This is a genomic window from Enhygromyxa salina (assembly GCF_000737335.2).
GTDB lineage: Bacteria > Myxococcota_A > Polyangia > Nannocystales > Nannocystaceae > Plesiocystis > Plesiocystis salina_C.
Genome location: NZ_JMCC02000118.1, coordinates 1 through 14,034 on the forward strand (window position 1 = coordinate 1; position 14,034 = coordinate 14,034).

Annotated in this window: 11 protein-coding genes; 4 read left to right on the forward strand and 7 right to left on the reverse strand. The window is 66.7% G+C overall.

Features of this window, described 5'->3' with window-relative positions; all coding sequences use genetic code 11:
• A partial coding sequence (locus DB30_RS33910) for a hypothetical protein (protein ID WP_165704073.1) occupies nt 1–2,243 on the forward strand: 2,243 nt, incomplete at its 5' end.
• A gap of 1 nt (nt 2,244) precedes the next feature.
• Here DB30_RS33910 and DB30_RS33915 read toward each other — a convergent pair.
• Nucleotides 2,245–4,011, reverse strand: coding sequence for an AMP-dependent synthetase/ligase (locus DB30_RS33915; protein ID WP_146661856.1), 1,767 nt, complete (start codon nt 4,009–4,011; stop codon nt 2,245–2,247).
• Nucleotides 4,012–4,077: 66 nt separating this feature from the next.
• Between DB30_RS33915 and DB30_RS33920 the strand changes: the two genes are divergently transcribed.
• Complete coding sequence (locus DB30_RS33920; RefSeq protein ID WP_052556959.1) at nt 4,078–4,506, forward strand: MAPEG family protein; 429 nt, start codon at nt 4,078–4,080, stop codon at nt 4,504–4,506.
• 27 nt (nt 4,507–4,533) lie between these two features.
• On the opposite strand, the gene DB30_RS33925 is transcribed toward DB30_RS33920, so the two are convergent.
• The 3 genes from DB30_RS33925 to DB30_RS33935 all read right to left on the reverse strand — a co-directional run bounded on the left by DB30_RS33925 (nt 4,534) and on the right by DB30_RS33935 (nt 6,478).
• The gene (locus tag DB30_RS33925) at nt 4,534–5,088 is read right to left on the reverse strand and encodes a hypothetical protein (RefSeq protein WP_052556962.1); all 555 of its coding nucleotides are present in this window, start codon (nt 5,086–5,088) and stop codon (nt 4,534–4,536) included.
• Between the two features lie 240 nt (nt 5,089–5,328).
• Nucleotides 5,329–6,246 (reverse strand): sulfotransferase family protein, encoded by a 918-nt coding sequence (locus DB30_RS33930; protein WP_052556965.1) that lies wholly within the window; start codon nt 6,244–6,246, stop codon nt 5,329–5,331.
• Between the two features lie 19 nt (nt 6,247–6,265).
• Entirely contained in the window at nt 6,266–6,478 is a 213-nt protein-coding gene (locus tag DB30_RS33935; protein WP_052556967.1) for a phosphopantetheine-binding protein, read from the reverse strand.
• Between the two features lie 503 nt (nt 6,479–6,981).
• Here DB30_RS33935 and DB30_RS33940 point away from each other — a divergent pair.
• Together DB30_RS33940 and DB30_RS33945 are read left to right on the forward strand one after the other, a co-directional pair.
• Entirely contained in the window at nt 6,982–8,526 is a 1,545-nt protein-coding gene (locus tag DB30_RS33940) for a zinc-dependent metalloprotease family protein (RefSeq protein WP_146661862.1), read from the forward strand.
• A gap of 9 nt (nt 8,527–8,535) precedes the next feature.
• The gene (locus DB30_RS33945) at nt 8,536–9,114 is read left to right on the forward strand and encodes an HAD family hydrolase (protein WP_052556972.1); all 579 of its coding nucleotides are present in this window, start codon (nt 8,536–8,538) and stop codon (nt 9,112–9,114) included.
• A gap of 9 nt (nt 9,115–9,123) precedes the next feature.
• Here DB30_RS33945 and DB30_RS33950 read toward each other — a convergent pair whose 3' ends face one another.
• The 3 genes from DB30_RS33950 to DB30_RS33960 are packed head-to-tail and all read right to left on the reverse strand — an operon-like array spanning nt 9,124 to nt 13,948.
• Nucleotides 9,124–10,746, reverse strand: coding sequence for an amino acid adenylation domain-containing protein (locus DB30_RS33950; protein WP_052556975.1), 1,623 nt, complete (start codon nt 10,744–10,746; stop codon nt 9,124–9,126).
• A gap of 1 nt (nt 10,747) precedes the next feature.
• Nucleotides 10,748–12,274 carry a GDSL-type esterase/lipase family protein gene (locus tag DB30_RS33955; protein WP_052556978.1) on the reverse strand — a complete coding sequence of 509 codons (1,527 nt, stop codon included), beginning with the start codon at nt 12,272–12,274 and terminating at the stop codon, nt 10,748–10,750.
• An 18-nt stretch (nt 12,275–12,292) separates the two neighbouring features.
• A complete protein-coding gene (locus DB30_RS33960) occupies nt 12,293–13,948 on the reverse strand; it encodes an MBOAT family O-acyltransferase (RefSeq protein WP_052556982.1) in 1,656 nt (551 codons plus the stop codon).
• Between the last annotated feature and the right edge of the window lie 86 nt (nt 13,949–14,034).

A 14,034-nucleotide genomic window follows, 5' to 3' on the forward strand; every position in this document is an offset into this window, starting at 1 on the left:
CCGGTGCGCCGCCGGCCCCCCAGCGCGCCGCCTCGGCCCCGTCCGCCAAGGCCAAGCGCAGCCGCAAGCAGCTCGGTCGCGGCGGACACGACGACCTCATGCGCGCCGATCTCGAGGCCCGCGATCAGGTCCGCGCCCTGTATCGCGTCGTCGACAAGACCAAGGAGTGGGCCGAGAACAACTACTACAAGCGCACGCTCGCCGATCAAGGACCCGAGCTGATCCCCGTCAACGCGTTCTGGCGCGACTTCGCCGAGCACCTCGCCAGCGCCGACGATCGCCCGTTCTTGTCCGGTCAGCTGGTCCGGGCCACCAAGAACTTCGCCGAGATGCTGTGCGCGCTGGCCCTGCTCGACCTCCCCTTCGAGCCGACCACGCCCGCCACCGAGCTAACCGGCGCACGCATGACCCTGCGCGCGAACACACCGCTGGTCTGCTTTCACGAGCAGGTCGCCGAGATCGCAGCGGATGACCTCGAGGATCGGCAGCTCGGCCTGCTCGTCAGCCAAAACTACTTCCGCGCCGACGATCGCTACCGCTACGAGAACAACGAGTGCCACGACAAATACGTTGAGGGCGAATTCCTGGTCCACACCGTCTACCAGTGCCAGGTCGTGCTCACCAACCCAGGCTCGGCACCGCACAAGCTCGAGCTGTTGGTCCAGATCCCACGCGGGGCGGTGCCGGTGTCCAACGGGTTTGCGACCCAGGACCTCCACGTGCACCTGCCCCCCTATGGCACCCAGTCGATCGAGTACGCGTTTTACTTCCCGTCGGCTGGCAGCTACGCGCACTTTCCCGTGCACGTGGCCAAGCACGGGGAGCTCGCGGTGTTCGCCGCGCCGCGGACCCTTCAGGTCGTGAGCCGGCTGAGCACCGTCGACACCCAGAGTTGGAGTCACGTCTCCCAGCACGCCGACACCGAGACCTTGCTGCGCTACTTGAGCGAGCACAACCTCGGGCGCCTGGATCTGGGCCGCATCGCCTGGCGCATGCGCGAGCGCAGCGTGTTCGAGGCCGTGTTGGCGCTGCTGACCCAGCGGCATGTCTACGCCCAGCAGCTGTGGTCGTACGCGATCCACCACGCCCACGTAGAGGCGATCGGCGTGTACCTGCGCCACCAGGACACGTTCTTGCGCGGCTGCGGGCTGGCGATCGACTCGCCGCTGGTCACCACGGATCCAATCGCGCGACGCTGGACGCAACACCTCGAGTACGCGCCGCTGATCAACGCGCGCGCCCACCAGCTCGGGGCCCAGCGCAAGATCCTCAACTCTGCGCTGGCCTCCCAGTATCAGGCGTTCTTGCAGGCGCTCACGTATCAACCCAGGCCCAGCGACGATCAGCTGTTGGTCGCCGCCTACTACACGCTCTTGCAAGATCGTGTGGGCCAGGGCCTGGCGCTGCTCGATCGCATCGACCCCGATCAGGTCACTGGGCAATTGCAGCTGGACTACGTGGTCGCCTACGCGGCGCTGCATCGCTACAATTTGGACGGCCTCGCCCACGCCCGCGCGCTGGCGCTGCGTCACCGCGAGCACCCCGTTGACCGCTGGCGCAAGCGCTTCGCCAGCCTGCTCGCGGTGCTCGACGAGGCCCAGGGCGCCGCGGCTGCGGTCGTTGACGCCGACAGCCGCGAGCAAGAGCAGGCCCGACTCGCCGCCACAGAACCCAGCTTGGATCTGCGCGTCGAGGGCAGCACGGTCACGCTGAACTACCAAAACCTCGCCTCGTGCACGCTCAGCTGCTACCGCATGGACATCGAGCTGTTGTTCTCGCGCCAGCCGTTCATGAAGGACCAGTCGCAGCGCTTCTCGATCGTCCAGCCCAACTACAGCGAACAGATCACCCTGCCCGCGGATCAGCTCGAGCACCGCTTCGAGCTGCCGGCCGAGTACCGCAGCGCCAACACGATCATCGAGGTGCTTGGCGCCGGCTTGCGCCGCTCACAGGCCAACTACGCCCATGAATTGCAGGTCCGCATGATCGAGCAATTCGGGCAGCTGCGGGTCCACGAGCGGGCCACGGGCAAGCCGCTCGCGCGGGCGTACATCAAGGTCTACGCGCGCAAGCGCGGCGGCGCGGTCGAGTTCTACAAAGACGGCTACACAGATCTGCGCGGGGCCTTCGACTACGCCTCGCTCTCGACAGACGAGCTCGATCGGGTCGAGCAGTTCGCGGTGCTGGTGAAGACCGAGCAGCGCGGCGCGCTGATCCGCGAGGCCGCGCCGCCGCAGCGCTGACTCAGTCGGCGTACATCGCCTCGATCTGCGCCGCGAAGTGCTCGTGGACCTGCTTGCGCTTGACCTTGAGCGTGGGCGTGAGCTCCCCGTCTTCCTGGGTCAGGTTGCGGGGCAGCACGGTGAACTTCTTGATCTGCTCGACCCGCGCGAACTCCTTGTTCATCTGGTCGATGTGGGCCTGCAGCTCGGCGTGTAGCTCGTCGCTGGTCGGCAACTCCGCGACCGAGATGCCCCGCTGCTTGGCCCACGCGAGCGCCTGATCGGGATCTAGGGTCAGCAGCGCCGTGAGGTACTTGCGGCGATCACCGATCACCACCGCCTCGTTGATCAGCGGGTGGTGCTTGAGCGCAGCCTCGAGGTTCTTGGGCGCGACGTTCTTGCCGCCAGCGGTAATGATGATCTCTTTCTTGCGCCCGGTGATGTACAAGAACCCGTCGCGCAGCTCGCCAAGATCACCCGAGTGCAACCAGCCATCCACCAGGGTCTCGGCGGTCGCAGCTTCGTCGTTGTAGTAGCCCAAGAACACGTTGGGCCCGCGGACCAGGATCTCGCCGTCGTCGGCGATCTTCACGTCCACGCCCGGCACTGGCGGACCCACGCTGCCAAGCCGAAACCGCTGGGGCTGGTTGAACGAGGTGGGGCCGCTGTCCTCGCTCTGGCCGTAGACCTCGAGCACGATGATGTCGAGCTTGGCGAAGAACTCCAGCACCTCGCGGCCGATCGGCGCCGCCCCGCTCACGCACACGCGGGCGTTGCCAAGCCCGATCGCGGGCTTGAGCTTGGAGAAGATCAGCGCGTTGGCGATCGCATAGCCAAGCCCCGTTGGCTTGCGGCCGTTGGACCGCAGCTGGACCGCCTGCTCGCCCTGCTGCATCGCCCACGCGACCAGCTTGGCCTTGATCCCGGTCGCCTGGCTCAGCTTGGCCGAGATGCCCGCGTGAAATTTTTCCCAGATCCGCGGGACCCCAAAGAACACGCTGGGCTGAACCTCCTTGAGGTTGTCCGGGACCTTCTCGAGCGACTCGGCGTAGTAGATCGAGGCGCCGGTGGTCGCGGGCACGTAGATCGTGAAGGTCTGCTCGGCGATGTGGGCCAGCGGCAGGTACGACAGCGCGGTGTCATGCTCGGTGCTGGCGATCATGTCCACGGCGACCTTGGCGGTCCAGGCGATGTTGTGGTGCGAGAGCATCACGCCCTTGGGTGGCCCGGTCGTGCCCGAGGTGTAGATCAGCGTGGCGAGCTGGTCTGGCTCGATCGCCGCCACCCGATCTTCGATGACCTTGTCGGGGACCGCGTCGCCCTTGGCCAGGAACTGCTCCCAGCTCAGGACCCGCTCGTGGATCACCGGCTTCGCGCCCTTCATCAGGACCACGTGGCGCAGGGCCGGCAAGCGGTCGAGCTCGGGCAGCAGCTTGGCCCACTGGCTCTCGTCCTCGACCAGCACGACCACCGCCTGGGCGTGGTCGACCACATACTGGACCTCGGAGGCCGAACAGGTCGTGTAGATCCCCGCCGCGGCTCCGCCTGCGGCCTGGCCAGCGAGCACCATCGTCGTCCACTCGGGTCGGTTGAAGCCAAGCACCCCAACGTTGTCGCCGGGCTCGAAGCCAAGCCCGACCAACGCCCGCGCGGCCTGCTTGACCTCCCCAACGTAGTCTTGAAAGTTGGTGGGCCGCCATCCGCTGGCGTGGCGAATGTAGTAGGCAGGTGCGGTTGGGCGCTTGCGCGCCTGCTCGAACAGTCGGCTGATGATGGTGTCGGCTGGCACGGCTGGCTCCGGCTCGAGCATAGCCAACTTCTTGGTGGACCGTGCTAGCGTCTGGCGGGACCCCCGATGGAAACCGAAGCCTTCAACATCTACCTGCTCTGCATCGCGGCGCTGGCCTTTAACCTGTGGTTCTTGATCACGCTGATCGCCGTGCGGCGCGGGCAGGCCAAGAAATTCGTCAACCCCGAGGACGCCAAGGCGTTCAAGGGCGCCACCGCCGAAGCCGACGCGCCCGGCGTCGAGCGGGCCAAGGCCGCCCACCGCAATGCGCTCGAGAACATCCCGATCTTCGCAATCCTCGGGCTGCTGTATCTCACCACTGGCGGGACCACATCTGGCGCCCTGGCCTACTTCGTGACCTTCACGGTGTCTCGCTGGCTCCACACCTTCTTGTACCTGGGTGGCATTCAGCCGTGGCGCACGCTGGCGTTCACAATCGGGCTGCTGGTCAACATTGGCCTGTCGGTCCAGCTGATCATCGCCGTGCTCGGCTAGCTAGCGGCGCCAGCGGTCGCGGAAATTTTAGCCGCTCAGACCAAGCAGCTCGTTGGGCCGAAATACGCTGATCCCATACTCGGCGCGCAGCTCGTTCAGCGGCCGATCCAGCAGCGCCTCGGGTGGGGACCACGGCCACTTTTTTGTCATCGCCCGGGTCCTTCGCCAGACCGTGGGCATGACCCGCATGGTCTGGAATAGCAACTTGCCGACCGAGCCAACTGTGTAGCCCTTGGCGACCGCCTCGACCTCACCGGTCTGGAAGAAGTCCACGAGGTAGCGGCGAACTGACACGCTGACACCCATCATGGTCAACATGTCATTGACGCCCTCGTCGAGCGGACCGGTGTGGGTGCCAAACACGACGTGGGTGCAGTCGTGGCAGTGGAAATACTTCGCGCCGACCTCATTGGTGAGGTTCGCCGGAATCGAGAGGCCGGGGTTGACCCGGTAGTACTCGGCGAGGCCCTCGCGCAGGGTCATTGTCGCGTTGGGGTCCTGGTAGCGGCCGCGGACGTCGTAGACCGGTACCTCGGTGTCAGTGGTGGGCAGGGCCGATGAGGCCGGGATCGCAGTGTCCATGATGGTTGCTCTGGGTGGGTGGGGTTGGCGTGCTTCGAGAGCCTAGACCACTGGTCGGACCAGCGGTCTAAGGCATACCGTATTCCAGCCCGAGATCAAGCCCCGCGCCCACACGAGCTCATTGTGGCCGCCGAGTGGCCGCCGAACGCCATCGAGCGCCCCCCACCCGAGTTCGGCTGAGCTGTGGGGCCCGAGGCTAGTCTCGCGACTTCGACGTTGCCCCCGCCAAGGGCCGCGCCGCTACTCCTGCGAGCCCTTCATGCGGTTGAACATCAACCCAAACTCATAGCGGCGCCGGGCGGTCTCGGGGTCGTCTGCTTCCTCGTCCACGTCGATCCGCTCATACCCAAGCCGCTCGAGGGTCGGGTTGCAGATCCGCGCGAGCTTGTCCTGGACGGGAGCCGGCAGCGCCTTCCAGCGATCCACGCTCGAGCGATCCACCGAGGCCCGCGCGTAGGTCTTCCAGTCGCCAAACCCCACCTGCCCGGTGCCCGCCAGCGCGCGGCCGACCAGCTCGTCGTCCCACGGCTCGTCCAAGAACTCGAACACCCGCTGCATCTGCGCCTGCGGATCCGCGCTCAAGTCCTCGTAGCGCAGGCTGATCGCGTGCTCGCTGGACTCGGCGAGCTCGGCGATCGCGGTGGCGGTGTCGATCCACGCCCGCGCCATCGCCTCGAGCGGCTCGGGGTAGCGGCGCACGTAGGCGTGCAGCTCCTCGACGTAGCCGCCGGTCTTGTCGACCAGATCACGCAGCGAAGCGACGACGTCGAGCCCGTGCCGCTGGATGCACACGAACTTGACGTGGCCCTCGCACAGCCGGCGGATCCCCGCCAGGTGAAACGCATCGAAGGCGGTCTTCTCGGCCCAGCGTGGCTTGCCGGCCCGCTCGGCGTAGTCGCGCAAGAACCCGAAGGTCATGCTGCGCAGCCGCCCAAGCACCTCGGCCTCTTCGAAGCCCGCGAACGCCAGCCCATCGACGACGCCGATCCGCAGCCCCGCCGCGAACTGGTCCGCATGCAGAAACCGGGCGGCCGCGCTGAGCAGGTAGGTCTCGGGTGGGCACGCGATGCTGGGGTGCGCGTCGAGCAAGCGCCGCAACAAGGTGGTGCCCGATCGCGGGCTACCAAGAACGACGATGCCGGGCTTGCCCTCAGCCACAGTCACGATGAAGCGCCCGCTAGCGCGAGCTGGCGTAGGCCAGGATCCGCGCGATGCTGTCGAGGTTGTCGACGGTGATGTCCGACGGGTTGATGCGGGCGCCGGTCTGCTTCTCCAGCCACACCATCAGCGAGGCCAGCTCGAAGGAGTCGACCACCCCGCTAGAGAACAAGGCCGCGGTGTCGTCGACCTTGGTCAGATCGGCGCGGGTCCGCTTGCTCAGAAATGCCAACAGTGATTCTCGGGTGACAGCCACAGGTGTCCTCGCGCGCAACCTAGCAAGTTTTGACCCCCACATGGACCTTGGACTTCGCCGACTGCAGCCGCTGGCGCGTCTGGTCGCTTCGCTCCTCGGGGCCGTTTGTTCGCATCCGCATGTGTGGCCCCCTAGAAGGGGGCTCTGAGCGCATTTCCTGGGTCCATGGGACACAAGATGTGCGTTTGTTCGCATCCGCATGTGTGGCCCCCTAGAAGGGGCCTCTGAGCGTGTGCGGAAGAATCTAGCAAGGGCCCGCTCATGGGGGCATGCGTGAATTGTTTCACCAAATCGTGCGGGTGGCGCGACCGAGATCTCCACTCGGTGCCGGTCACTTTTAGCGCCGGTAAAGTGTCACGGTCTGCCTTACACAAATCTGTGGTTACCGTGTTGTTTGTGAGCATTCGTAGCGGCGCTGATGGCGAGAATCGGCCTCCAGCGTTGTGAGAGAGACCTTTGGCCGCTATGTTGGGTCTGACATGAGTCGCGTCGCTAGCCTCACAACCTTGCTTTTCTTCGTGTCCGCATGTGCCGCTGACGATGTTGGTCCGGCCGATTCTGGACTGACCACGGTCGCCGACTCGACCGGCGAGGGGGATGGCGACGGCGACGCGGAGCCGTTCGTCCCGGTGCCTGCGCGCGGCATCACGATCACGGGCGTCTCGGCCAACCACGGGATCAACGTGTTCATCGCCGAGGGCGATCAGTGGGTCGATGGCAGCGGCCGCATCGGTCGCCTGGCCTCGGGCCGCGACACGCTGATCCGCGTCTACCACGAGCTCGATCCCGGCTGGGTCGAGCGTGAGATCGAGGCGCGACTCGAGATCACCCTCGAGGGGGGCGAGGTCGTCGAGTTCACGACCAAGAAGGTCCTCGTGACCGACACCTCGGACAAGTACCTGGACGGCGGGCTGTGGTTCGCGCTGCCCGAGGCCGAGGGCTACACCGATCCGGCCGTGCAGTTTCAGGTCTCGCTGTGGGAGGTCGCGCCCGGCGGTGAGGCGATGGAAGAGCACGCCACCGTCGCGCCCGCGAACGGGCCCGGTTTGATCGGCTTCGAGAACATCCCCATGGAGATGAACGTGGTCTACGTGCCCTTCACCTACAACGGGACAACCCCCGACGTTGGTAATGCGGACAAGATGGCGATCATCAACAACGAGATCTACCAGACCGAGCCGATCCAGCAGCTCAACACCACCATCGACGACGTGCGCTCCTCCGGCGCCCAGTTCGACGTGTGCTCGATGCTTGGGACCATGAACCAGATCTGGAGTCAGGCCGGCGCGCCCTCCAACGTCTACTACGTGGGTCTGGTCGACACCGGCGCGAGCTCGGGCACGATGGGCTGCGCGCTGATCAACGCCAACTTCAACGCCGACGTGTGGGTCGACAACAGCATGGGCGTCACCGCGACCAGCATCGTCCACGAGATCGGCCACAACCAGGGGCTCAACCACGTCGAGTGCAACGACATGGGCAACCCCTCGGCCGGCAACGATCCCAGCTACCCCGACCACCCCGAGGGCCGCACGCTCAACACCGGGTTTGGGATCCGGGACTTCAAGATGTACCCGGGCGACACGACGATCGACTACATGAGCTACTGCACCAAGCGCTGGGTCTCGCCGTGGACCTGGGCCAAGGTGTGGACGCGCATCCAAGCCTTCACCGCGCAGGGTAGCCCGCTGATCGTCGACCCCGAGCCGGTGATGCGCTTCGGCATGTACCCGAGCGGGTCGACCGAGTGGTTCACCGCCCTCGATCGGCTGGACCCCGAGCGGGTCCCCGCTGCCAACACCCGGGTGGAGTTCGTGCTCGACGGTGAGGTCGTCGCCCGCGAGCCCGCCCTGCTCGACACGCTCACCGACGACGTCAGCGTGTGGGTGACCGTGCGGATGCCCGGCGGCGACGCCGAGGCGGCGTTTGACACCGTCCGCTATGTCGCGGCGGATGGCACGGTCCACGAGGCTCGCCGCGACGAGGTCAGCTTCTTCACCCAGCTCGACCCGCCGCCGCAGTAGCGCGCCGGCATGCCGTGCTACCCCGGCACGCCGTGCTACCGTCGCTCGGTGGCGCCGCTCTACGACAAGCTGCTCGTCCTCGATCTGGACGAGACGCTCGTACACGGCACCACCGAGCCGCTCGAGCGGCCTCCAGACTATCAGGTCGGCGAGTACGCCATCTACCGGCGGCCCGGCGTGAGCGAGTTCCTCGAGCGATGTTTCGAGCGGTTCGAGGTCGGCGTGTGGACGGCCTCGACGCTCAGCTACGCCCACCCCGTTCTCGCGCAGCTCACCGATCCAGCCCGGTTCGCGTTCGTGTGGGGGCGTGGGCGCTGCACCCTGCGCTGCGATCCCGAGACCCGCGACTACGAGCAAATCAAAGACATCCGCAAGCTCAGACGTGCCGGCTACGCACGCGCCAAGATCATCTTCGTCGACGACACCCCGGCCAATATCGCGCGAAGCTATGGCAACTACGTACAGATCAGCCCGTACCTTGGGGCGCTCGAAGACACCGAGCTCGCGGCCCTGGCCCTCTATCTAGACGATCTCGGCCCACACCCCAACATTCGGGGGCTCGAGAAGCGTGGTTGGCGGCGGCGCTGAACCGGTGGATCAGCCGAGCTCGGCTGCGTCCTCGGCCTCGAGCACGGCCATCAACGCCTTGCGATCGATCTTCCCGTTTTGGTTCAGCGGGAACGCGTCGAGCACCCGGATCCCCCGGGGCACCATGTAGCGCGGCAGCTGATCCTGCATCCGGTCGAGCACGCCGTTGGTATCCAGGTCGGCCGCGACGACGAACCCGATCACGCCGCTCGCCCCCGCTGGCGTCTTGGGCCACCCCAGCACGACCCCCGCGTCGACCCCAGCCTCGCGCTGCATGACGGCCTCGATCTCGCCAAGCTCGACCCGGTAGCCGTTGAGCTTGATCTGCGAGTCCACCCGGCCAAGAAAGGTCATCGGGGCCCCGGGCAAAGGCCGGCGCACGCGGTCACCGGTGCGATAAAACAGCTCGGTCTCGCCAGGCGGGACCATGAACGCGGCGGCCGTGCGCTCGGGATCATTCCAATAGCCCAACGCCCGCTGCGGCCCGCTCATCAGCAGCTCGCCGGTCTCGCCGGGGGCGACATCGATCAGATCCTCGTTGACGACCTTGACCTGCATGCCCGCGAAGGGATCCCCAATTGGCACGACCTCGTTCTCGCACTCGGCCAACGAAGCCGAGGTCCAGCGATAGTGGGTGCACGCCAAGGTCAGCTCGGTCGGGCCGTAGATGTTCTCGAGGATCGCGTCGGGGGCGGCCTCGGCGAAGGCCTGGGCCAAGCCAACCGGCAGCGCTTCGCCGCAAAACAGCACCAAGCGCAGGTTGGCGAACACGCCGGGGGTCAACACCCGCATCTGCTTCATGAGCAGCGCGGCCGAGGGCACCGAGAACCACACCGTCAAGCGCGAGTCGACAACGAACTGGTTGGGCAACAAGCGCTGCTTGACGTCGGGCACGCACAGGCACGCGCCGACCTTCCAGGCCGCGAACATGTCGAACAACGACAGATCAAAGGTGATCTCGAACAGATGCGAGAAGCGATCGGTCTCGCGCAGAGAGTAGCGATCCACGACAACATCCAAGAAGCGCGCGATGTTGCGGTGCGCGACCATGACCCCCTTGGGCTCACCGGTGCTGCCCGAGGTGAACAGCAGATACGCGATGTCGTCGTCGCCGACGGGGGGCGGCGTCCAGTCGTTCGCGCCCAGCGAGGCGAGCTCGGCCAGCCCGATCAAGGTGTGGCGCGGATGCCGAGCGCGCAGCTGCTCGCTGGCCTCGCCCTCGCTGAGCACCACCAACAACGAATGCGTCACGCCATCGAGCACCTCGTCGAGCACCCGCTGCCCGGCGGCGTCCACCACCAAGCTGCGCGCGTTGGAGCGGTGCAACATCAAGACGATCCGGGCCGGCGGCAAGCTAGGCAGCATCGGCACGTAGCCATGGCCCGAGCACAGGGCGCCCAGGATCCCCGCGAACCCAGCCACGCTGCGATGCACGAGCGCGGCCGTGAGCGGCGGCCCTTCGCCGCTGCGATGCCGCATCAGCCCGACCGCGATCGCCAGCACCCGCTCGCGCAGCTGCGCGTAGGTCACCGCCTGGCCGTCGACCTCGAGCGCGGGCCGCTGCGGGTGGGCTTGGGCGGCCAGCAAGAAGCCGCCATGCAACACGCGTGGATTGATGTCGTGACCCTGCATGTCATCCCTCTCGCTTTCGGTATTCCACGTACGCGCTCAGCAGCGCACGATAGAACAGCTCGCCAATCACCACGTGGCCCTTCATGGTCGCGTGGCCAAGATCCCCGCCGATCAAGCGCGGCTCTTGCCGGTACCAGCGCCCGGCCGAGCCCTCGCCGCCCATCGCCATATAGGTGTCGAAGAACGCGCAGCCCTCTGCCTTGGCGGCGTTGCGCTGGGCTGCGACCAGCATCGGCACGATCGGCTTGGACACGATCCGCACGCCCTGGCGATCACCGTGATCGAGGGGCGCCATGACCAGGCACCCGATGTCCGGCTTGGCCCGCTTGACCAGCGCGAGGATCTCTCGGTACTCGCCCTCGTACTGATCTTGGGTCAGCGACTCACGGATCATGTCGTTGCCGCCAAACATGAACACGGCGAGGTTGGCCTGGCGGTGCTCGAGCTGCTCGCGCAAGTGCTGCTCGTCGTAGTTGCCCAGCCGCCGGGTGAACGCGCCGACCAGCGCGAGGCCATCCCAGACCACGCCGGGCACGTCGCGCTCGAGCGTGACCCCGTAGACCCGGGTCTGACCGCCGGGGTTGGCCCGGACCGTCAGCTCGTGCGGGCCATCTTCGAGCTCGAAGCGATGCCAGCGATCCTGAGTCTGCTCGGACTCGGTGTCGATGATGACCGGATCTTGCTTGTCGACCCGCATCCACAGGTTGCCGCCGCGGGGCTGGGCCAGGTACCAGACCTCGAAGCCCGTGACGGTGCCCGCGCTGCGCTCGGGGTGCGGCTCAAACTTGCTCTGCGCCCCGCCGTAGGACCAGAAGGTCGCGCCGCCAAGCCCGTAGCGGCCGTCCTTCTTGCAGTTCTGAATGATGAAGCACTGCTCCCAGCCTTCGTTGTGCGAGAACTTGACCTGATCGTGGCGATACGAGGTGTTGGGCGGGGCCATCAGGTGAAAGCCGTGGCCGCTGTCGCCAAACCGGGCCTGCATCCGCTGCCGGATCGCGCCGGTGATCCCGTCGAGTCCGATCGCCGAGTCGCCCCAGTGGACCACGTGGGTGATCGCGCCGGCGATAGAGGCGTCGGAGCGCGCGAGCTCGGCGAAGAAGCCGTCGAGCTCGTGACCCGTGAACAGCTCGAGCGCCTGCTTGGGCGGCTTGTCGTCGCCGGGCTGCGCGACGTAGGGCGGCGGCCCGTCATCGGTGCCGGGATCGACGACGACCGGCTTGGGCCGCACGACCGGGACCGGGACCTCTTCGGCGAGCGCCTCGCGGGCGAACTCGGCGGCCTCTTCGTGGCGCGCCTCGGCCTCGGCGGCCGCGTCCCCCTCGAACGGGCGACCGAGCAGGTTCCAAAATGGCACGGGCTCGCCGGGCTGCCACGGGCGGTAGGGCGCGAGGCCGGGCACGCTGAACACGGTGATCACCGCGGCGGTGATCACGACCAGCGCCGGGCCCACGCGCCCGAGCGTGGGCCAACGCACTGACGTCGTCACGACCTCGTCGGCGGGTGGCTCGGTGTTGGCGGTGGGGGTCATGATCTGTGATCTGCGCGCTCAGAACTGAAAGTAGATGAACGCCCGCGGGCTGCCCGACATGAGCTTCATCAGGCCGTAGGTGAAGGCCACGAACACGACGCCCAGCACCCAGCCGGGGGTCTTGCGAAACACGCCCATGAGGTGCTCGTCGACCCACTTCTTGGGCGTGAAGTGGACCGCGAGCCCGCCGATCAGCGCGACGGCGACCCACGGGCTGACCAACCCCGGGCGGATCCCGTGGGCCAGATCGAAGTCGGCCAGCCCGGCGACGATCGTACGCGCGTTGCCCAGCCCCTGCGCGCGGAAGAAAATGCGCGAGAACACCAGCAGGTGGAAGGTCAAGACCACGTGCACGACCGCCATCAGCTTGCCGCCCTCGTTGGGCAGCGGCAGCGTGCAGATCAGCCCAAACACGATCCCCATCACGCCCCCGACCCAGCCGGCCTGCTCCCACGGCAGCGCCAGCACGTAGTGCATCAGCGCCGCCATGATCGCGGCGAAGATCACCATGCTGAACTGCAAGCCAAGCAGCTTGCGCCAGCGCGGTTGGTCGCGGTCGCGGGTGCGGTTCCAGCGGTTGAACACCACCGCCGCCGCGTGCAGGTTGGCGTAGATCACGAAGTTCCAGCTGGCCCCGTGCCACATCCCGACCAAGAACATCGTGAGCCACACCGCCACATAGCCGCCGCGCGCCCCGAGCCGCATGATCACCGGAAAGAACACGTAGTTGCGCAGCCAGCCCGACAAGGTCATGTGCCAGCGCCGCCAGTACTCGGCGATGTCCAGCGACTGGTAGGGCCGATCAAAGTTCTCGGGCAGCTGGAAGCCCAGCAGGCGCCCGGTGCCAATTGCGATGTCCGTGTAGCCCGAGAAGTCCGCGTAGATCTGCAGGGTGTAGGCGTACAGCGCCAGCATCAGCTCGGCGGAGGTGTAGGCGCCCGGCGCGTCGAAGATCGCGTCGGTCAGGTGCACGGCGATCCAGTCGCCGAGCACGACCTTCTTCGCCAAGCCCTTGCAGATCCGAAACGCGCCCTCCTCGATGTGCGCGACCGAGAACCGCGGCCCGGCCCGCAGCTGCGGGAGCAGGTCGGTGGCGCGGACGATCGGGCCCGCGACCAGCTGCGGAAAGAACACAACGAACAGCGCGAAGCGTGAGAACGAGGGCTCCGGCTCGAGCCGCCCGCCGTGGATGTCCAGCGTGTAGCTGAGGCTCTGGAACGTGTAGAAGCTGATGCCCAGCGGCAAGATCACGTCGAGGTGCAGCGGCGTGATGTCGATGTCGACGACCCCGGCCATGTCCGCGAAGGCCTGCAGGAAAAAATTGACGTACTTGAAGTAGCCAAGCAGGCCGAGGTTGCCGACCAAGCTGGCCATCAACCAACCCTTGCGGCGTCGCTTGGCTCGGGCGGCGCGGGCTGGATCTTCGCTGTCGACGTCGGGCGCGAGCTCGTGGATTCGCTTGCCGCACACGAAGTCGAGCACGGTCGAGAACAACAACAGCCCCGCGAAGTACGCTGGCGCGGGCGGTGGCTCGGTCTTGGGACCGGCCATGTAGAAGAAGTAGCTCGCGACGAGCAGCCACACCGTGCGCGCGATCGGCCGCTCTGCCAGCAGCCAAAACCCGAGCAGGGCCGGGATCACGAACAGCAGGAAGTCGAACGTCGGAAACAGCATGCGCAGCGCCGGGGCCGGACCGAGTGGGACCCTAGCGCCGCGTCAAACCCGTGTCGATCCCCCCGGGCGTGGCCGCGATGGGGTGG

Excerpts from the sequence above, each read along its gene's own strand:
- DB30_RS33945 (WP_052556972.1), top strand. The coding sequence starts at position 8,536 with ATGCCGTGCTACCCCGGCACGCCGTGCTACCGTCGCTCGGTGGCGCCG.
- DB30_RS33960 (WP_052556982.1), bottom strand. The coding sequence starts at position 13,948 with ATGCTGTTTCCGACGTTCGACTTCCTGCTGTTCGTGATCCCGGCCCTG.
- DB30_RS33955 (WP_052556978.1), bottom strand. The coding sequence starts at position 12,274 with ATGACCCCCACCGCCAACACCGAGCCACCCGCCGACGAGGTCGTGACG.
- DB30_RS33950 (WP_052556975.1), bottom strand. The coding sequence starts at position 10,746 with ATGCAGGGTCACGACATCAATCCACGCGTGTTGCATGGCGGCTTCTTG.
- DB30_RS33925 (WP_052556962.1), bottom strand. The coding sequence starts at position 5,088 with ATGGACACTGCGATCCCGGCCTCATCGGCCCTGCCCACCACTGACACC.
- DB30_RS33940 (WP_146661862.1), top strand. The coding sequence starts at position 6,982 with ATGAGTCGCGTCGCTAGCCTCACAACCTTGCTTTTCTTCGTGTCCGCA.
- DB30_RS33920 (WP_052556959.1), top strand. The coding sequence starts at position 4,078 with ATGGAAACCGAAGCCTTCAACATCTACCTGCTCTGCATCGCGGCGCTG.